The sequence below is a fragment of the Citrobacter sp. Igbk 17 genome (assembly GCF_028069775.1).
Classification (GTDB): Bacteria; Pseudomonadota; Gammaproteobacteria; order Enterobacterales; family Enterobacteriaceae; genus Citrobacter.
Genome location: NZ_JANEWI010000017.1, coordinates 39516 through 58084 on the forward strand (window position 1 = coordinate 39516; position 18569 = coordinate 58084).

Below are 18569 nucleotides of genomic sequence, written 5' to 3' on the forward strand. Positions count from 1 at the left end.
ACCATGAGTTTTGAAGGAAAAATCGCGCTGGTTACCGGTGCAAGCCGTGGCATTGGCCGCGCAATTGCTGAGACACTCGTTGCCCGTGGCGCGAAAGTGATCGGTACTGCAACAAGCGAAAGCGGCGCGCAGGCCATTAGCGATTACTTAGGTGCAAATGGTAAAGGTCTGATGTTGAATGTGACCGATCCTGCATCTATCGAATCTGTTCTGGAAAATATTCGTGCAGAATTTGGTGAAGTCGATATCCTGGTCAATAATGCCGGGATTACTCGTGATAACCTGTTAATGCGCATGAAAGATGACGAGTGGAACGATATCATCGAAACCAACCTGTCATCTGTTTTCCGTCTGTCAAAAGCGGTAATGCGAGCTATGATGAAAAAGCGTCATGGTCGTATTATCACTATCGGTTCTGTGGTTGGTACCATGGGAAATGCGGGTCAGGCTAACTACGCTGCGGCGAAAGCGGGTCTGATTGGCTTCAGTAAATCACTGGCGCGTGAAGTCGCGTCCCGTGGTATTACTGTAAACGTTGTTGCTCCGGGCTTTATTGAAACGGACATGACGCGTGCGCTGTCTGATGATCAGCGTGCGGGTATTCTGGCGCAGGTTCCTGCGGGTCGCCTTGGTGGCGCTCAGGAAATCGCCAGCGCGGTTGCATTTTTAGCTTCCGACGAAGCAAGTTACATCACTGGTGAGACTTTGCACGTCAACGGCGGGATGTACATGGTTTAACCACGATTGAAAAATATTTGCGTTATTAGGGCGAATGGCCTCAAAATAACGTAAAATCGTGGTAAGACCTGCCGGGATTTAGTTGCAAATTTTTCAACATTTTATACACTACGAAAACCATCGCGAAAGCGAGTTTTGATAGGAAATTTAAGAGTATGAGCACTATCGAAGAACGCGTTAAGAAAATTATCGGCGAACAGCTTGGCGTTAAGCAGGAAGAAGTTACCAACAATGCTTCCTTCGTTGAAGACCTGGGCGCGGATTCTCTTGACACCGTTGAGCTGGTAATGGCTCTGGAAGAAGAGTTTGATACTGAGATTCCGGACGAAGAAGCTGAGAAAATCACTACCGTTCAGGCTGCCATTGATTACATCAACGGCCACCAGGCGTAAGTGAACATCTCCAGGCGGTCATTCGACCGCCTGAGTTTTATCTTTTTTTCCCACTTGAATTATTTTTCCCTCCCTGGAGGACAACCGTGTCTAAGCGTCGTGTAGTTGTGACCGGACTGGGCATGTTGTCTCCTGTCGGCAATACCGTAGAGTCTACCTGGAAAGCTCTCCTTGCCGGTCAGAGTGGCATCAGCCTGATCGACCATTTCGATACTAGCGCCTATGCAACGAAATTTGCTGGCTTAGTAAAGGATTTTAACTGTGACGACATTATCTCGCGCAAAGAACAGCGCAAGATGGATGCCTTCATTCAATATGGAATTGTCGCTGGCGTTCAGGCCATGCAGGATTCTGGCCTCGAAATTACGGAAGAGAACGCTCACCGTGTTGGCGCCGCTATCGGCTCCGGTATTGGCGGTCTCGGTCTTATCGAAGAAAACCATACCTCTCTGGTAAATGGTGGACCGCGTAAGATCAGCCCGTTCTTCGTTCCGTCGACGATTGTTAACATGGTGGCGGGTCATCTGACCATCATGTACGGCCTGCAAGGGCCAAGCATCTCCATCGCCACGGCCTGTACTTCAGGCGTGCACAACATCGGTCATGCCGCGCGTATCATTGCATACGGCGATGCAGACGCGATGGTTGCGGGTGGAGCAGAAAAAGCCAGTACGCCGCTGGGTGTGGGTGGCTTTGGCGCAGCACGTGCGCTGTCTACGCGTAACGATAACCCGCAAGCGGCAAGCCGTCCGTGGGACAAAGAGCGTGACGGTTTTGTGCTGGGCGACGGCGCAGGTATGGTGGTACTGGAAGAGTACGAGCATGCGAAAGCACGTGGCGCAAAAATCTATGCTGAAGTGGTTGGCTTTGGTATGAGCAGCGATGCTTACCATATGACATCACCTCCGGAAAACGGTGCAGGTGCTGCACTGGCGATGGTCAATGCACTGCGCGATGCGGCGATTGAACCTGGACGTATTGGCTATGTCAATGCGCATGGTACGTCCACACCAGCAGGTGATAAAGCAGAAACCCAGGCCGTGAAATCGGTGTTTGGTGATGCTGCACGTAGCGTGATGGTCAGTTCAACCAAATCCATGACCGGACACCTGTTGGGTGCTGCGGGCGCGGTAGAGTCTATTTTCTCTATTCTGGCGCTGCGCGATCAGGCAGTTCCGCCAACCATCAACCTGGATAACCCGGATGAAGGTTGTGACCTGGACTTCGTTCCGCACGAGGCGCGTCAGGTTAGCGGTATGGAATATGCACTGTGCAACTCCTTCGGCTTCGGTGGTACCAACGGTTCAGTGATCTTCAAAAAGATCTAAGTACCCGAAGGTGACCTACCAGGCTCTAAGAGAAAAGGCCCGCTTGTCGGGCCTTTTTTTATTCAATTTTCAGTCCTTGTCCTGGGTGACTCATCCTGCCAAACTAGCGGACCACGAATAAGGAGCCACTATGTTCTTAATTAATGGCCGTGAGCAGGAAATGCTGGCTGCCAGCGATCGGGCGACGCAGTTTGGTGATGGATGCTTTACCACTGCGCATATTACCGACGGCAAAATTTGTTTTTTTGCAGCGCATCTCCAGCGTTTACAGGACGCATGCCAAGCATTGTTTATCCCCTTCGATAAGTGGTCAGAACTGCAAGCTGAAATGGAAAAACTGGCTGCAGGCCATGCACGTGGCGTACTGAAAGTGATTATCAGTCGTGGCAGTGGCGGTCGTGGTTACAGTGGGGCAAGCTGTCTTGAGCCGACTCGTATCCTCTCCGTTTCTGTTTACCCTGCACATTATGATAGCTGGCGAAAGCAAGGCATCGTGCTGGCGTTAAGTCCTGTTCGTCTGGGACGCAATCCGATGCTTGCCGGGCTTAAACATCTGAATCGGCTGGAGCAGGTGCTGATCCGCTCTCATCTTGAACAGACGGATGCCGATGAAGCGCTGGTGCTTGACAGCGAGGGATGGGTTACGGAATGCTGTGCGGCTAATTTGTTCTGGCGAAAAGACGACGTGGTTTATACGCCGCGGCTGGATCAGGCTGGTGTGAATGGCATTATGCGACAATTCTGTATACGTATGCTGGCACAATCGCCTTTCAGGGTTGTCGAAGTGTATGCCGGGTTGGAGGAGGTTATGCAGGCTGAAGAAATCGTCGTCTGCAATGCATTAATGCCTGTTCTCCCCGTGCGTACCTGTGATGACAGGCCGTTGTCTTCACGTTTGTTATTCAATTTTTTAGCCCCACTTTGTGAGCACCCAAATTAGTCATGAAAAAATTGTTACTCGTTGTCCTGTTATTGCTGGTTGTGCTGGGCATTGCCGCGGGAGTGGGAATGTGGAAAGTTCGCCATCTGGCGGACAGTAAGTTATTGATCAAAGAAGAGACTATTTTTACGCTAAAAGCGGGGACGGGCCGTCTGGCGCTGGGGGAACAGCTGTATACGGACAAGGTTATTAATCGTCCGCGGGTATTCCAGTGGTTGTTACGTGTTGAACCCGATCTTTCGCATTTTAAAGCCGGAACCTACCGTTTAACGCCTGATATGACCGTACGCGAGATGCTGCAATTGCTGGAAAGCGGCAAAGAAGCACAGTTTCCGTTACGTCTGGTCGAGGGGATGCGCCTGAGCGATTACCTGAAACAATTGCGCGATGCGCCGTATATCAAGCATACGCTGAGCGATGATAGCTACGAAACCGTCGCCAGGGCATTGAAGCTGGAAAACCCGGAATGGGTGGAAGGCTGGTTCTGGCCAGATACCTGGATGTATACCGCGAATACTACCGATGTGGCGTTGCTGAAGCGTGCGAATCAAAAGATGGTTAAAGCCGTAGATACGGTCTGGGAAGGGCGTGCTGACGGCCTGCCGTATAAAGACAAAAATCAACTGGTGACGATGGCCTCAATTATTGAGAAAGAGACCGCTGTTGCCAGCGAGCGTGATCAGGTGGCCTCGGTCTTTATTAACCGCTTACGTATCGGTATGCGCTTACAGACCGATCCGACCGTGATTTACGGTATGGGGGCACGGTATAATGGTAAATTGTCGCGTGCGGATCTGGAAATGCCGACCGCCTATAACACTTATACCATCACAGGTTTGCCGCCGGGTCCGATTGCCATGCCTGGTGAGGCTTCGCTGCAGGCGGCCGCACATCCGGCAAAGACCCCGTATCTCTATTTCGTGGCTGACGGTAAAGGCGGTCACACGTTTAACACTAATCTTGTCAGTCACAACCGCTCCGTGCAGGATTATCTGAAAGTGCTTAAGGAAAAAAATGGGCAGTAATTACATCGTCATCGAGGGCCTGGAAGGTGCCGGAAAAACCACTGCGCGTGACGTAGTGGTCGAGACACTTGAGCAGCTTGGGATTCGCGACATGGTATTTACCCGCGAACCCGGTGGGACCCAGCTTGCGGAGAAATTAAGAAGTCTGGTGCTGGACATCAAATCGGTCGGCGATGAAGTGATTACCGATAAAGCCGAAGTCCTGATGTTTTATGCCGCGCGCGTACAGCTGGTTGAAACCGTGATTAAGCCAGCGCTGGCAAAAGGCCGCTGGGTTATTGGCGATCGTCACGATCTGTCGACTCAGGCCTATCAGGGCGGCGGCCGTGGCATCGATCAAAACATGCTGGCAACACTGCGTGATGCCGTGCTCGGCGATTTTCGCCCTGACCTGACCCTGTATCTGGATGTGACACCCGAGGTAGGGTTAAAACGTGCTCGAGCACGTGGTGAACTGGATCGTATTGAACAGGAGTCTTTCGATTTCTTCAATCGCACCCGCGCACGCTACCTTGAACTGGCTGCCAAAGACGCCAGTATTCGTACGATTGATGCAACACAGCCGCTTGATGTCGTGATGGAGGATATCCGCAATACCATCACCGAGTGGGTGAAGGAGCAGGGCGCATGAAATGGTATCCATGGTTACGACCAGATTTTGAAAAACTGGTAGCCAGCTACCAGGCGGGTCGTGGTCACCATGCGCTACTGATTCAGGCGTTACCCGGAATGGGTGACGACGCGCTGATTTACGCTCTTAGCCGCTATTTAATGTGCCAGCAGCCGGAAGGACACAAAAGCTGCGGGCACTGCCGTGGCTGTCAGTTGATGCAGGCAGGTACACACCCTGACTACTATTCGCTGCTGCCAGAAAAAGGAAAAAGTACGCTGGGTGTTGATGCGGTACGTGAAGTCAGTGAGAAGCTCTACGAGCACTCACGGCTGGGAGGGGCAAAGGTGGTATGGATCCCCGATGCTGCTCAGTTGACCGATGCGGCAGCCAATGCTTTGCTGAAAACTCTGGAAGAGCCACCGGCACAGACCTGGTTTTTCCTCGCCAGCACAGAGCCGGCAAGATTATTGGCGACGCTACGCAGCCGCTGTCGGTTACATCATCTTGCTCCCCCGCCTGAATCGTATGCCATTTCCTGGCTTGCCCGCGAAGTGACGGCATCTCAGGAGGCGCTACTGAGCGCATTACGGCTGAGTGCCGGGTCGCCCGGAGCGGCATTAACGTTGCTACAAGCTGAAAGCTGGGCGCACCGGACTGACTTCTGTGTGGCACTGGCGAACACATTGCAATCCGGCGACTGGTATATCCTGTTGGCGGCACTTAATCATGAGCAAGCTGCGACCCGTTTACACTGGCTGGCAACGTTGTTTACAGATGCTCTCAAACGCCCGTATGGTGTGGCCCATTTAACCAATCCTGACGCTCTGGCGTTGATATCGTCAATCGCAGAACGGTTATCCGTTGCGCAGATACAGGCGATACTCGGTGATGTTTGTCACTGTCGTCAGCAATTGCTAAATGTGACCGGCGTAAACCGTGAACTGGTATTAACCGATCTTATTCTCCGTACTGAGCATTATCTGCAACCAGGCACCATACTGCCTGTTCCCCATCTTTGAGAGAGACATTATGTTCTTAGTCGACTCACACTGCCATCTTGATGGTCTGGATTATCAATCTCTGCATAAGGACGTGGATGACGTGTTGGCGAAAGCGGCCGCGCGTGATGTGAAGTTCTGTCTTGCCGTTGCCACCACGCTACCGGGATACCGCAGTATGCGCGAACTGGTTGGTGAGCGTGACAATGTGGTTTTCTCATGTGGTGTTCATCCGCTAAACCAGGATGAAACCTATGATGTCGAGGATTTGCGTCGTTTTGCCGCCGAAGAGGGCGTCGTTGCGATGGGTGAAACGGGGTTAGACTATTTTTACACACCGGAAACTAAAGTTCGCCAGCAGGAATCATTCATCCACCATATCCAGATTGGCCGTGAGTTACACAAGCCAGTTATCGTTCATACCCGCGATGCGCGTGCCGATACGCTGTCGATTCTGCGCGAAGAAAAAGTGACGGATTGTGGCGGCGTACTACACTGTTTTACAGAGGACAGGGAAACTGCGGGTAAATTGCTGGATCTCGGATTTTATATTTCATTTTCTGGCATCGTCACGTTCCGCAATGCCGAACAGCTCCGTGATGCCGCGCGTTATGTTCCTCTGGATCGTTTGTTGGTTGAGACTGATTCCCCATACCTTGCGCCTGTACCGCATCGCGGAAAAGAGAATCAGCCCGCCATGGTTCGTGATGTCGCAGAGTACATGGCCGTATTGAAAGGTGTTGCCGTTGAAGAACTGGCGCAAATCACCACAGATAACTTTGCCCGCCTGTTTCACATCGACGCTTCTCGCCTGCAATCAGTCCGCTAACTGAGTTTTTTTAAAGCTCGTAATTAATAAATAAAGCGAGTAAAGTTCACCGCCACAAAATGGGCGGTGAATAACCAGTTGGAAACATTCAGATACTCATTTTATCGGAATGTGCGAGTTTTTCGGCCATCCACAGCTGAATTGTGATAGCCGTCAAACAAAAATGAACTGAATTATTTTACTCTGTGTAATAAATAAAGGGTACTTAGATGCCCTGTCCACGGCGAGGTTCTCCCCCCTCGCCAATGCGTGAGAACGTAGAAATACACAATATCATGCAAGCTTGCGTCAAGACGGCAAGTGAGTGAATCGCCAGGAGCTTACGTGGGTAAGCCACTGGGGTAAATGAACGCAGCCAGCGCCGAGGCGGCTTGCAGGATGAAGTGTATAAAAGCACAAATACTCAGGAGCACTCCTAATTATGTTTAAGAATGCATTTGCTAACCTGCAAAAGGTCGGTAAATCGCTGATGCTGCCGGTATCCGTACTCCCGATTGCAGGTATCCTGCTGGGTGTCGGTTCCGCTAACTTCAGCTGGCTGCCAGCCGTTGTATCGCACGTAATGGCAGAAGCAGGCGGTTCTGTTTTTGCGAACATGCCGCTGATTTTCGCTATCGGTGTTGCGTTAGGCTTCACCAACAACGACGGCGTATCTGCTCTGGCATCAGTTGTTGCCTACGGCATCATGGTCAAGACCATGGCTGTTGTTGCGCCGTTGGTTCTGCATTTACCTGCTGAAGAGATCACAGCGAAACACCTGGCAGATACGGGTGTTCTCGGGGGGATTATCTCCGGTGCGATCGCAGCGTATATGTTCAACCGCTTCTACCGAATCAAATTGCCTGAGTACCTCGGCTTCTTTGCCGGTAAGCGCTTCGTTCCTATTATTTCTGGTCTGGCCGCCATCTTCACCGGTGTAGTCCTGTCCTTCATTTGGCCGCCGATCGGTACTGCTATTCAGACGTTCTCCCAGTGGGCGGCGTACCAGAACCCAGTTGTCGCATTCGGTATCTATGGTTTCATCGAACGCTGCCTGGTGCCGTTTGGTCTGCACCATATCTGGAACGTTCCATTCCAGATGCAGATCGGTGAATACACCAACGCTGCGGGTCAGGTATTCCACGGCGACATCCCTCGCTATATGGCTGGTGACCCAACTGCGGGTAAACTGTCTGGTGGCTTCCTGTTTAAAATGTACGGCCTGCCTGCTGCTGCTATTGCAATCTGGCACTCTGCTAAACCGGAAAACCGCGCGAAAGTGGGCGGTATCATGATCTCCGCTGCGTTGACCTCGTTCCTGACCGGTATTACCGAGCCGATCGAGTTCTCCTTCATGTTCGTGGCACCGATCCTGTACATCATCCACGCGATTCTGGCTGGTCTGGCATTCCCAATCTGTATTCTGCTGGGTATGCGCGACGGTACATCGTTCTCCCACGGTCTGATCGACTTTATCGTTCTGTCCGGTAACAGCAGCAAGTTGTGGTTGTTCCCGATTGTCGGTATCGGTTATGCGATCGTGTACTACACCATTTTCCGTGTGTTGATTAAAGCGCTGGACCTGAAAACTCCGGGTCGTGAGGATGCGACTGAAGACAATAAAGCGGGCGCGACTGGCGAAATGGCTCCGGCCCTGGTTGCCGCGTTCGGTGGTAAAGAAAACATCACTAACCTCGATGCGTGCATCACGCGTCTGCGCGTCAGCGTTGCTGACGTTGCCAAAGTGGATCAGGCTGGCCTGAAGAAACTGGGTGCGGCAGGCGTTGTGGTCGCGGGCTCTGGTGTTCAGGCGATTTTCGGTACCAAGTCCGATAACCTGAAAACTGAAATGGATGAGTACATCCGTAACAGCTAAGCAGTAAGAAGTTGGGGAGAACTAAGGCAGCCTGCGGGCTGCCTTTTTTATGTTTTAATTAGCTTGAACGCGAATCGGCGCCGTTGCAGCGAACAGCCATGGGCGCGCGTCGCTGCCCACGCGTGGCGATAGCGTTTCTCTTACCTGTTGATGATAATCATCAATCCACTGTTTCTCTGCATCACTCAGCAGATGCAATTCCACAAGGTTCAGATCGATGGGGACCAGCGTCAGGGTAGAGAAGCGGCAAAAACCGGGTCGGCTATTGATAATCTCCACCTGATTTTCAATGCGGATGCCATATTGTCCAGCCAGATAATAACCGGGTTCGATGGTGATAATGTTACCCGCTACCAAAGGCCAGGGATTTACTTTTTTTGCAATTCGATGGGGTTGTTCATGGATCAGTAGCTGGTGGCCTACACCGTGTCCTGTGCCGTGGTCAAAATCCAGACCCAACTCCCAAAGCGCCCGACGGCTAAACGCATCCAATTGATGACCCTGCGTGCCGCTGGGGAATTGCAATGAGATCAGTGATAAAAACCCTTTCAGCACAGCGGTGTAATGCAGTCGTCGCTGCGGATCCTGTGGACCAAAGGCGAGTGTTCTTGTTGTATCCGTAGTACCATTTTTATACTGGCCGCCGGAATCATTCAGATACATTGCCTGTGTGGTGATAGGCGTATTTGTTTTCTCACTGGAATGGTAATGGCACATCGCCGCATTGCTGGCAGAGGCGGAAATAGTACTGAAACTTTGTTCTATAAATCCTGGCTGCTGCTGGCGAAACTCCAGCTGTTTGGCCTGTGCTTCCAGTTCAGTGACAGGATTACCTGCTGCCTCGCGCAGCGGGACCTCATGCGCCAGCCAGGCCAGAAAGTTTACCCATGCGGCACCATCCTGTTCATGGCATTCCCGATACCCTGCCAGTTCAACATCATTTTTATGCGCTTTAATTAATGTGATGGGATCGGGGGCCCAGAGAACCTCTCCCCCGTTTTGCTCAATGGCGAACCGCAGCGCGACTGGCGCATAGTCTTTATCAACCAGGAAACGCTTACCTTGGGCAAGTTGCTGGCAGCGTGGGAGAAAGTTCTCTTGTGGGGCCAGCGTGACCGTCTCCAGCAATGATGCAGGCAGTTGCTGCGTCTTATTATTATCAACAAACCACTCCAGTTCGCCGCTGCGATGGAGCAGGGCAAACGAAAAAGGAACCGGAACCATCGCAAGATCGGCTCCACGTACATTGAGTAGCCAGGCGATGTTATCCGGTAGCGTGATCGCCAGCACGTCGGCCTGATGCTGAGTCAGTTGCTCCACTATTCGTACGCGCTTATGCGCGCTACTTTCACCGCTTATCTCAATGGGCATTTCACGAATAACACCACAGGGGGCAGCTGGACGGTCGAGCCAGATCTGGTCGAAGGGATCGCGTTCCATCGGAACCAGTTTGCAGTGAGTGGCCGACAGTGCTTCAAATTGACTGTTGACCATCAGCAGAGGTTCAAAGCCGATACGCGCACCAGAGGTGACGTAAGCCTGCAGATAGTCGGCCAGAGGTTCATCGTGCAAATGATGGATTTCAAAATCATCGAGAGAGACTTCGTTACGCACCTGGACCTGATAGCGTCCATCGACAAACATCAGCGCGCGATCGCGAAGTACCAATGCAAGACCAGCGGAACCGCTAAAGCCGGTGAGCCAGGCCAGTTTATTGTCGTGCGGTGTGCAATCTTCGCTCTGATGAGCATCGGCGCGGGGGACAATCATGCCATCCAGTCCCTGAGCTAATAGCAGACTGCGCAGGGCGGAAAGGGGAGTTGAGTTGTGCATAGTTACCTTCAGGCCTTAACGGAACGGCGGTTCGTTGAATGTACGTAATTTGCGGGAGTGCAGCCGGTCGCCTTCAGCACGCAGTCGGTCGATAGCCCGGATGCCAATTTGCAAGTGCTCAGAAATAGCCCCTTCATAAAAACGGTTGGCCTGACCTGGCAGTTTGATCTCGCCATGCAGTGGCTTGTCGGAAACACACAGCAACGTGCCATAAGGGACGCGGAAGCGGTAGCCCTGGGCTGCAATGGTGGCACTCTCCATATCAATAGCGACGGCACGACTGAGGTTAAAACGCAGCGCAGAAGCGGAATAGCGTAATTCCCAGTTACGATCGTCGGTGGTGACGACGGTGCCGGTACGTAGCCGCTGTTTAACCTCTTCACCCGGCATGCCGCTGACTTCTTTGGTGGCGTCATACAGTGCGCGCTGAACTTCGGCGATGCTGGGAATCGGAATATCCGGCGGCAGCACGGCATCCAGTACATGGTCGTCGCGCAGATAGGCATGAGCCAGAACATAATCACCAATTGCCTGACTTTCGCGCAGGCCACCACAGTGGCCAATCATCAACCAGACGTCAGGACGCAGCACGGCCAGATGATCGCAAATGGTTTTGGCGTTAGAGGGGCCGACGCCGATATTAACCAGCGTGATCCCCTGACCGTCGGCGGTAATTAAATGCCAGGCTGGCATCTGGTGTTTTTTCCACGCCAGATCGGAGATGGCCTCTTCCGGTGCTTCAGTTTCTGCAGTGATCCAGATCCCCCCTGCGCATGACAGCGCAATATAGGGACTGTCCGGGTCAAGGATTTGACTACAGCCCCAACGGACGAATTCATCCACGTAGCGGGTGTAGTTGGTGAACAGCACGAAGGGCTGAAAATGCTCAACCGGTGTTCCTGTGTAATGACGCAGGCGCGCCAGAGAAAAATCGACCCGACGGGCGTCGAAGTGCGACAGCGGAGAAAACTCTGCCGGATGGTAGGTACCATCTGCCGTTTCGTCACCAATTTGTGAGAGTTCGGTAGTAGGGAAATGGCGCGTTAACCCTGCACTCATCGAGCGGTCGAGCGTGAGTTCAGAACCGTCAATTACATACGGATAGGGGATTTCATGCTGTGATGGCTCGACGGAAATATGCGCATCATAATCCTGATACAGCAGCGTCAGTTGTTCTTCAAGATAAGGGCGAAAAAGCGACGGGCGGGTGATGGTCGTGGTATAGCAGCCAGCATGGGTAAAACGTCCGTATGCGCGCGTTTTCGGTGGGTTTGTGGCACTGCCATCCCAGGTGACACAAAGCGATGGGTAAACAAAAAGACCGTTTTGGCGGGCGGTGTCGTCAGGGAGTGTCCCTGTTTCAATATACTTACCAATGGCACTACGCAGAGCCTTTACAGACTGCTCGTACAGCGCGTCCAGTTTATCCAGTGCCTGAGCGGGTGTCAGGCTGGAGCCCTTATTGTTCATGTCTGTCTCCTTGTTCCACAGATGTACTGCTCTCCCGATAGTATGTCACAGGAATGTGAAACAAAAGTCAGACGTTGAGGAAGATTATGCGAAGACCCGATGGCCTTCGCATAAAGGTTTACGCGTGTTGCTTATCTCTCATCAGCATTGCGGTGACGGCCGAAATAAGGCATCCGGCCATCAGGTAAATGGCAACGCTGTGCCAGTCGCCGCCGGAGAAAGTCACTAATGCAGCGGCAATAAAAGGCGTAAAACCACCGCCGACAACGCTGGCAACCTGATAGCCCACGCCCGCGCCACTGTAGCGATAGCTTGCGCCAAACAGGCCGGTAAACATAGGCTGCTGTACGCAGACCACCATATCGTGCGCAATGTTGGCCAACATAATCGCGAAGAACACTATCCAGAAGATGGACTGCGCTTCCAGGGCCATGAAGAACGGGAAAGCGCTGAGCGTACCGACCAGTGCTCCGGTAATATAAACGCGCCGACGGCCAAAGCGATCGGCAAGCCAGGCAAAGCAGGGGATGGTCAAACAACTCAGCCCACCAACCAGTAATCCGATATTCAGAAACAGTTCGCGCGGCAGCCCGAGGTTTTGGGTGGAGTAGTTGAGAGCAAACGCGGTGACGATGTACATCGTCAGGAGCTCACACAGACGCAGGGCGATAATTTTCAGAAATGCCCCTGGGTGACGGGTGAGTGCCTCGATAACCGGCAGTCGTTTTTTCACCGGTTGGGGTTCCTGTTTTTGCTGTTCGAATTCAGCCGATTCATCCATTCTGTTGCGCATCCACAGCGCGCCCAGAACCAGCACAATGCTGAACAGGAACGGAATACGCCAGCCCCAGCTCAGGAACTGCTCATCGGTTGTTTGCGAGCTAATCAACGAGACCAGCCCCGTAGAGAGCAGTAGCCCGACGCCGTAACCGACCTGAACGCCGCTACTGTAGAAAGCTTTTTTATTTTTCGGGGCACTTTCAACAGAGAGTAATGCCGCGCCACCCCACTCGCCGCCGACGGCGAAACCCTGAATGGCACGTAGCGTCACCAGCAGGACAGGTGCCCACCAGCCAATGGTGTCGAAAGAGGGAATGATACCAATCAGTGCAGTTGCAATCCCCATCATCCAGACGGTAAGCATCAACATTCGTTTGCGGCCCAGGCGATCGCCAAAGTGGCCGAAGATGATTCCGCCTAGTGGGCGGAACAGAAACCCGACACCAAAGGTGGCGAAGGCAGCGAGCGTCCCCATTGCTGGGCTAACCTGCGGAAAAAATTCGCGGTTGAATACCAGCGCGGCGGTGATGCCATAAAGCAGAAAGTCATACCAGTCGACCACGGCACCCGCGAAGCTGCCGAGTGCGGCGCGTCGGGCACGGTTAAGCGATGAGGTGTCCTGCTGGGGACCCGTGGAGGTGAGGGTGGAATCCATAGTTATCCTGTCTGTACTGTTTTTTAATTATTAGTATTGGAGTTAGGTTACGCACATTGCAGTCGAGATATAAACGACTGTAATGAGACTACCGCGACAGACGTGAAGATAAAACGATTTTATCCCTTACAAGAGGGCAAGATGAAAAATAAGACGATTGAAGAAATTAATAAGCAAAAAGCCTGCTTAGTTTCCTAAGCAGGCTTCTTAAATTTGGCTCCTCTGACTGGACTCGAACCAGTGACATACGGATTAACAGTCCGCCGTTCTACCGACTGAACTACAGAGGAATCGTGTGAACGAGGCGCATATTAGCGGGGGCGATGGGGGTTGTCAAAGGGGTAAATGAAATTGTGTGTTCGTTTGCTGACAAATTCAACAAAGCGGCGATCTTTCATGCTTTTTAGACATTTGCCCCATTCTGGTGCGCGTCTACCTCTTGTGGGGCAGTCCGGGAAAAGGCGGAATCAGGAGAAGCTATCCCTTTCCTGCGCCATCCCTTACTTAACGGGAGCTTAACATTAAATACTCGTCTACAGATGAAACTGGCAAGTATCTTGCAATCCTGAGTTTCATGACTGCCAGCATGGGTTCTGGTATTCCGACAGGAGGCAAAATGAACTTCAGACGACTGAAATACTTCGTGAAAATCGTCGATATTGGTAGCCTGACCCAGGCAGCGGAAGTATTGCATATCGCTCAGCCCGCGCTGAGCCAGCAGGTTGCTACGCTGGAGGGGGAACTGGATCAACAGTTGTTGATCCGCACTAAACGCGGGGTGACGCCGACGGAGGCGGGGAAAGTGTTGTATACGCACGCCCGGACGATATTACGTCAGTGTGAACAGGCACAGCTTGCGGTCAATAATGTAGGGCAGACCCTGAGTGGACACGTCTCTATTGGCCTGGCACCTGGCACTGCAGCATCATCAATTACCATGCCGTTATTACAGACCGTTCGCGCCGAGCTGCCCGATGTACTGGTCTATTTGCATGAAAACAGCGGGGCGGTGCTGAACGATAAATTGCTCAGTGGTCAATTAGATATGGCGGTGCTCTACGAGCGCTCGCCGATCGCGGGTATTTCCAGTCAACCGTTACTCAAAGAGGATCTTTTCCTGGTGGGGACGCGTGAATGTCCTGGGCCAAGTGTCGATTTAACGGCAGTCGCGCAGATGAATTTGTTTCTGCCACGGGATTACAGTGCGGTTCGCCTCCGTGTTGACGAAGCCTTCTCACTGCGCCGCTTAACGGCCAAAGTAATAGGTGAAATTGATTCTATCTCTACCCTAACGGCCGCGATTGCCAGCGGTATGGGGGTGACGGTTTTGCCTGAATCAGCAGCCCGAGCATTATGTCATGCAGCGAATGGCTGGATGGCGCGGATTACAACGCCCTCAATGAATCTGCCCCTCTCGCTTAATATGTCAGCCAGAGGCAGTTTGACACCACAGGCTCAGGCGGTGAAAGAAATTCTGTTGTCGCTGGTTAGCCGTCCGGCTCTGGACAATCGTGAGCTACAGTTGGTGAGTTAAACCTTATTCCAGCCAGGAATAAGATGCAGGTTTTTATTATTTGTTATGCCGGGCATCAGACTTTAACAATAGCGTAATGTCTGATGTACCCGGAGCGAAAAGTGAATTTCCAGCAACTTAAAATAATCCGCGAGGCGGCCCGTCAGGATTACAACCTGACGGAAGTCGCGAATATTCTTTATACCTCGCAGTCGGGGGTAAGTCGGCATATTCGCGAACTTGAAGATGAACTTGGCATCGAAATTTTTATTCGCCGTGGTAAGCGTTTACTTGGCATGACCGAACCGGGGAAGGCGTTGCTGGTGATCGCTGAGCGTATTCTTAATGAAGCCAGCAATGTTCGCCGACTGGCGGACCTGTTTACCAATGACACGTCTGGTGTGCTGACCATTGCGACCACACACACACAGGCCCGCTATAGTCTGCCTGCGGTGATCAAAGCATTTCGTGAACTCTTCCCGGAGGTTCGCCTGGAGCTTATCCAGGGGACACCGCAAGAAATTGACGTTCTTCTGCAAAATGGTGGCGCTGACATTGGTATTGCCAGTGAACGACTCAGCAGCGATCCGCTGTTGGTGGCGTTTCCCTGGTTTCGTTGGCAGCACAGCCTGCTCGTTCCACATGATCATCCATTAGTTAAGGCTTCCCCGCTTACGCTTGAGTCTATTGCTCACTGGCCGCTCATTACCTATCGGCAGGGTATTACGGGGCGCTCACGTATTGATGAGGCATTTGCGCGTAAAGGGTTGGTGCCGGATATTATCCTCAGTGCACAGGACTCGGATGTGATTAAAACGTATGTCGCGCTTGGGCTGGGAATCGGACTGGTGGCGGAGCAATCCAGTGGCGAGCAGGAGGAGGGGACGTTAACCCGCCTTGATACCCGGCATTTATTTGATGCGAACACCGTTTGGCTGGGGCTCAAACGCGGTCAGTTGCAGCGCAATTACGTCTGGCGCTTCATCGAGCTATGCAACGCAGGTTTATCTGTGGAAGAGATTAAACGCCAGGCAATGGAGCCTGATGAAGTGATGATTGATTATCAAATATAAAGCAAAAAGCCTGCTTAGTTTCCTAAGCAGGCTTTTTAAATTTGGCTCCTCTGACTGGACTCGAACCAGTGACATACGGATTAACAGTCCGCCGTTCTACCGACTGAACTACAGAGGAATCGTGTGAACGAGGCGCATATTACTGACCTCACCATGACGTGTCAACAGTAAAATTAATACGCCATATCAATTGGTTAATTAATCTTCAAATTCAGTATTAATGCACATTTGATGAGCGAAAATGGTCTTCTTCCTGGCTATCGCGCAACCGAAGCATTGGGTTCTGGCGATAGAACTGGAAAAAGCGTTGCCACAATGCCGGGAAACGTGGTGCAAACAACTCGGGGGCGCTGAAGAAATACTCGGATAATACCGCAAAGCATTCTGCAGGATCGGTTGCTGCGTAGGCATCTATACTGCAGGCCGTTTCACCCACTAGATCGATTTCATCCTGGATGTTGTTCATCGCGGCATGGAGATCGTGCTCCCAGTTCGCAATTTCCCTCAGCGGGATAGCCGGAACGCCGCTGGCGCGATCGCCATTACGCATATCAAGTTTATGTGCCACTTCATGAATAATCAGATTAAAGCCGGAAGCATCGAAGGAATCCTGTATATCAAGCCAGTTCAGGATCACCGGACCCTGTTGCCAGCTTTGGCCTGACTGAATAAGCCGTTGATTGTGCACCAGCCCAATGTCATCTTCCCATTCGTCATCCACGACAAACGGGGCAGGGTAAATGAGGACTTCATGAAAACCATCAAGCCACTCGATGCCTAATTCCAGAACAGGCAAACAGAAAAGCAGAGCAATTCGTGCACTTTTTAGTGCGTCCAGTTCAAATCCTTGTAGTGCAACCAATCTTTTTTGCTGTAAAAAACGCTCGGCCAGGGCAATAAGCCTGGCTTGTTCTTGTTCAGTAAGATTCACCAGAAGAGGAATTGCCAGGGCATCATCCCAGGGCCAGTCATCATTCCGGGCTGTTTCTTGCTCTTTCCAGGGCCACTTAATCATCGTTTTGCTCGCAAACTCGTCACTTGAACGAAATTGACGGAACTGGGTCTGTTAAAATGCCAAATTACCTGGCATCATGGCAACCACCAGAACGGAGAGATGCCAGAGCGGCTGAATGGACCGGTCTCGAAAACCGGAGTAGGGGCAACTCTACCGGGGGTTCAAATCCCCCTCTCTCCGCCACTATTCAAACACTTAGCTCAATTCCTTTCAACGACTCATGTCACACTTGGTATAGTGTTGGTATATTCACTTGGTATAAAACTCACCATCATCATCTTCTGATTTGCCCAATACTGGAAGATCCAGTGTGGGAGAAATTTTCACTTTTCTGTCATAAACCACAACTTGGCTTTCAGTTTTGTGACCTGAGAATAGTTGCTTGTCCTTACTCGATCCTTCGTAATCAGATATTCCCTTGGCTTTGAGATCATGAAAAGTACACGGCAGTTTTCTATCCAGTTTTTTCCCTGCAGCTTCCCTTGCGGTTTCCCACAGATCATTAAACCCACTTTTTGAATATTTAGTTTTTTTGCTGCTACAGATAACCGTTTCCCGCCCACCCAGGGTCTTTGCAAGTTCGATGGCGTTATGAAGCCGCTCGGTCCAGACTTTTATTTGTTTAGTCCCGGTCTTTCCCTGCTGGATAAAAATGCCTTCCGCGCTTACTTGCGACCATTTGAGAGAAAGAACATCGGAAACGCGAGCTGCACATAAGTAAGATATCTCCATGCCAACCCGGAGAGCTGGTGCCGCCTCTTCATAAATTGCCTGATATTCTTCGTCCGTCACGTACACGTCGCGGGCTTTTAAAGAGAACTTGCGCACTCCTTTGCACGGATTTCCTTTCACATACCCTCGCTCATATCCCCATGAGAAAACACGCGACATCCCTCCGAGTTCCTGGTTTGCCTGGTTAATGCTGCGCTGGCCACGTTTATCCATATAGATCCTGACCATCTCAATTTTTATGTCATCTGCTCGCATATTCCCGAACACTGGGACCAGGTTTTTTTCATACGATCTGTAATCAGTCTGCGTCCGTGGAGCCAGTTCAGCAAAAGCTGGGCTGCTGGTGAATAGCTTCCATAATTTAGAAAATGTCATTACATCTGAACGTTTGGCTTTCTCTTCCTCATAACGCGCCCATAGTCGGGACATACTTGTCCCGGTAATAGGTGCCAGTGTTACGCTTTGTTTTGTGCCTTTTGGCTTCCACACATAGCTATAACGGTTTTTAGTTACGCGTGGCGGAAGGTGCTTGTCTTTAGGATCTTTTCTTGGTCTGCCCATTGATTGCGTCGTAATTTGGCTCAAGTGCAACATATTCATCGACCTTAGGTAATTCAGAAACTCCGGGATCAATACTTCTGCGCAATACAATTGGGCGGTTCCGCCCATCAGTGGTGAACGGTATGCCGTGACACCGCAGTTGTCGCTGCTGGTGGGTGTAGCGCTGATAACCAGTAATTTCTGCAATTTCCTGAGGAGACAGTGTAAGTTCGTGCATAG

At 51.6% G+C, this 18569-nt stretch carries 17 protein-coding genes and 3 tRNA genes; 12 read left to right on the forward strand and 8 right to left on the reverse strand.

All coding sequences use genetic code 11. From position 1 onward, the window contains the following. Positions 1 to 3: 3 nt before the first annotated feature. The 9 genes from fabG (at position 4) to ptsG (ending at position 8718) form a co-directional block, all read left to right on the forward strand. Positions 4 to 738, forward strand: coding sequence for a 3-oxoacyl-ACP reductase FabG (fabG, locus tag NNO08_RS11995; protein WP_003036255.1), 735 nt, complete (start codon positions 4 to 6; stop codon positions 736 to 738). 155 nt (positions 739 to 893) lie between these two features. Then, the gene (gene acpP / locus NNO08_RS12000; protein ID WP_000103754.1) at positions 894 to 1130 is read left to right on the forward strand and encodes an acyl carrier protein; all 237 of its coding nucleotides are present in this window, start codon (positions 894 to 896) and stop codon (positions 1128 to 1130) included. Between the two features lie 86 nt (positions 1131 to 1216). After that, a complete protein-coding gene (gene fabF, locus NNO08_RS12005; RefSeq protein ID WP_005129014.1) occupies positions 1217 to 2458 on the forward strand; it encodes a beta-ketoacyl-ACP synthase II in 1242 nt (413 codons plus the stop codon). A gap of 130 nt (positions 2459 to 2588) precedes the next feature. Then, a complete protein-coding gene (pabC, locus tag NNO08_RS12010; protein WP_271456771.1) occupies positions 2589 to 3398 on the forward strand; it encodes an aminodeoxychorismate lyase in 810 nt (269 codons plus the stop codon). 2 nt (positions 3399 to 3400) lie between these two features. Then, complete coding sequence (gene yceG, locus NNO08_RS12015; RefSeq protein ID WP_271456772.1) at positions 3401 to 4423, forward strand: cell division protein YceG; 1023 nt, start codon at positions 3401 to 3403, stop codon at positions 4421 to 4423. After that, complete coding sequence (gene tmk / locus NNO08_RS12020) at positions 4413 to 5054, forward strand: dTMP kinase (protein ID WP_271441744.1); 642 nt, start codon at positions 4413 to 4415, stop codon at positions 5052 to 5054. The genes yceG and tmk overlap by 11 nt, the downstream gene beginning before the upstream one ends. Further along, positions 5051 to 6055, forward strand: coding sequence for a DNA polymerase III subunit delta' (gene holB, locus NNO08_RS12025; RefSeq protein ID WP_271450144.1), 1005 nt, complete (start codon positions 5051 to 5053; stop codon positions 6053 to 6055). The genes tmk and holB overlap by 4 nt, the downstream gene beginning before the upstream one ends. Positions 6056 to 6065: 10 nt before the next feature. Next, a complete protein-coding gene (locus NNO08_RS12030) occupies positions 6066 to 6863 on the forward strand; it encodes a metal-dependent hydrolase (RefSeq protein ID WP_101742067.1) in 798 nt (265 codons plus the stop codon). Positions 6864 to 7284: 421 nt separating this feature from the next. Continuing rightward, positions 7285 to 8718 carry a PTS glucose transporter subunit IIBC gene (gene ptsG / locus NNO08_RS12035; protein ID WP_137383018.1) on the forward strand — a complete coding sequence of 478 codons (1434 nt, stop codon included), beginning with the start codon at positions 7285 to 7287 and terminating at the stop codon, positions 8716 to 8718. A gap of 54 nt (positions 8719 to 8772) precedes the next feature. Here ptsG and NNO08_RS12040 read toward each other — a convergent pair whose 3' ends face one another. The 4 genes from NNO08_RS12040 to NNO08_RS12055 all read right to left on the reverse strand — a co-directional run bounded on the left by NNO08_RS12040 (position 8773) and on the right by NNO08_RS12055 (position 13746). Continuing rightward, positions 8773 to 10551 carry an aminopeptidase P family protein gene (locus tag NNO08_RS12040; RefSeq protein WP_271456773.1) on the reverse strand — a complete coding sequence of 593 codons (1779 nt, stop codon included), beginning with the start codon at positions 10549 to 10551 and terminating at the stop codon, positions 8773 to 8775. Positions 10552 to 10566: 15 nt separating this feature from the next. Continuing rightward, entirely contained in the window at positions 10567 to 12021 is a 1455-nt protein-coding gene (locus tag NNO08_RS12045; protein WP_271441747.1) for an AMP nucleosidase, read from the reverse strand. A 118-nt stretch (positions 12022 to 12139) separates the two neighbouring features. Further along, on the reverse strand, positions 12140 to 13456 hold the full coding sequence (gene shiA / locus NNO08_RS12050; RefSeq protein ID WP_271454559.1) for a shikimate transporter: 1317 nt from the start codon (positions 13454 to 13456) through the stop codon (positions 12140 to 12142). 214 nt (positions 13457 to 13670) lie between these two features. Further along, positions 13671 to 13746, reverse strand: a tRNA-Asn gene (locus tag NNO08_RS12055). 326 nt (positions 13747 to 14072) lie between these two features. On the opposite strand from NNO08_RS12055, the gene nac reads away from it, so the two are divergent. Beyond that, positions 14073 to 14990 (forward strand): nitrogen assimilation transcriptional regulator NAC, encoded by a 918-nt coding sequence (nac, locus tag NNO08_RS12060; protein WP_271441749.1) that lies wholly within the window; start codon positions 14073 to 14075, stop codon positions 14988 to 14990. Between the two features lie 101 nt (positions 14991 to 15091). Beyond that, positions 15092 to 16042 (forward strand): HTH-type transcriptional regulator Cbl, encoded by a 951-nt coding sequence (gene cbl, locus NNO08_RS12065; protein WP_005127780.1) that lies wholly within the window; start codon positions 15092 to 15094, stop codon positions 16040 to 16042. A 42-nt stretch (positions 16043 to 16084) separates the two neighbouring features. On the opposite strand, the gene NNO08_RS12070 is transcribed toward cbl, so the two are convergent. Together NNO08_RS12070 and mtfA are read right to left on the reverse strand one after the other, a co-directional pair. Next, positions 16085 to 16160 (reverse strand) — tRNA-Asn (locus tag NNO08_RS12070). Positions 16161 to 16259: 99 nt separating this feature from the next. Next, entirely contained in the window at positions 16260 to 17057 is a 798-nt protein-coding gene (gene mtfA, locus NNO08_RS12075; protein WP_271441750.1) for a DgsA anti-repressor MtfA, read from the reverse strand. A gap of 93 nt (positions 17058 to 17150) precedes the next feature. Here mtfA and NNO08_RS12080 point away from each other — a divergent pair. Continuing rightward, positions 17151 to 17240: transfer RNA gene (locus tag NNO08_RS12080), tRNA-Ser, on the forward strand. Between the two features lie 66 nt (positions 17241 to 17306). On the opposite strand, the gene NNO08_RS12085 is transcribed toward NNO08_RS12080, so the two are convergent. Together NNO08_RS12085 and NNO08_RS12090 are read right to left on the reverse strand one after the other, a co-directional pair. Next, positions 17307 to 18350 carry a tyrosine-type recombinase/integrase gene (locus tag NNO08_RS12085; RefSeq protein WP_216144161.1) on the reverse strand — a complete coding sequence of 348 codons (1044 nt, stop codon included), beginning with the start codon at positions 18348 to 18350 and terminating at the stop codon, positions 17307 to 17309. Further along, the gene (locus NNO08_RS12090) at positions 18325 to 18567 is read right to left on the reverse strand and encodes a DUF4224 domain-containing protein (RefSeq protein WP_071667664.1); all 243 of its coding nucleotides are present in this window, start codon (positions 18565 to 18567) and stop codon (positions 18325 to 18327) included. Before NNO08_RS12090 ends, NNO08_RS12085 begins: the two co-directional genes overlap by 26 nt. Positions 18568 to 18569: the final 2 nt, after the last annotated feature.

What these genes read in the sequence shown, in the direction of transcription:
- NNO08_RS12045 (WP_271441747.1), bottom strand. Translation starts at nt 12,021, where the DNA reads ATGAACAATAAGGGCTCCAGCCTGACACCCGCTCAGGCACTGGATAAA.
- NNO08_RS12085 (WP_216144161.1), bottom strand. Translation starts at nt 18,350, where the DNA reads ATGGGCAGACCAAGAAAAGATCCTAAAGACAAGCACCTTCCGCCACGC.
- tmk (WP_271441744.1), top strand. Translation starts at nt 4,413, where the DNA reads ATGGGCAGTAATTACATCGTCATCGAGGGCCTGGAAGGTGCCGGAAAA.
- holB (WP_271450144.1), top strand. Translation starts at nt 5,051, where the DNA reads ATGAAATGGTATCCATGGTTACGACCAGATTTTGAAAAACTGGTAGCC.
- nac (WP_271441749.1), top strand. Translation starts at nt 14,073, where the DNA reads ATGAACTTCAGACGACTGAAATACTTCGTGAAAATCGTCGATATTGGT.
- ptsG (WP_137383018.1), top strand. Translation starts at nt 7,285, where the DNA reads ATGTTTAAGAATGCATTTGCTAACCTGCAAAAGGTCGGTAAATCGCTG.
- mtfA (WP_271441750.1), bottom strand. Translation starts at nt 17,057, where the DNA reads ATGATTAAGTGGCCCTGGAAAGAGCAAGAAACAGCCCGGAATGATGAC.
- NNO08_RS12040 (WP_271456773.1), bottom strand. Translation starts at nt 10,551, where the DNA reads ATGCACAACTCAACTCCCCTTTCCGCCCTGCGCAGTCTGCTATTAGCT.
- NNO08_RS12030 (WP_101742067.1), top strand. Translation starts at nt 6,066, where the DNA reads ATGTTCTTAGTCGACTCACACTGCCATCTTGATGGTCTGGATTATCAA.
- fabG (WP_003036255.1), top strand. Translation starts at nt 4, where the DNA reads ATGAGTTTTGAAGGAAAAATCGCGCTGGTTACCGGTGCAAGCCGTGGC.
- NNO08_RS12090 (WP_071667664.1), bottom strand. Translation starts at nt 18,567, where the DNA reads ATGCACGAACTTACACTGTCTCCTCAGGAAATTGCAGAAATTACTGGT.
- pabC (WP_271456771.1), top strand. Translation starts at nt 2,589, where the DNA reads ATGTTCTTAATTAATGGCCGTGAGCAGGAAATGCTGGCTGCCAGCGAT.
- acpP (WP_000103754.1), top strand. Translation starts at nt 894, where the DNA reads ATGAGCACTATCGAAGAACGCGTTAAGAAAATTATCGGCGAACAGCTT.
- shiA (WP_271454559.1), bottom strand. Translation starts at nt 13,456, where the DNA reads ATGGATTCCACCCTCACCTCCACGGGTCCCCAGCAGGACACCTCATCG.
- yceG (WP_271456772.1), top strand. Translation starts at nt 3,401, where the DNA reads ATGAAAAAATTGTTACTCGTTGTCCTGTTATTGCTGGTTGTGCTGGGC.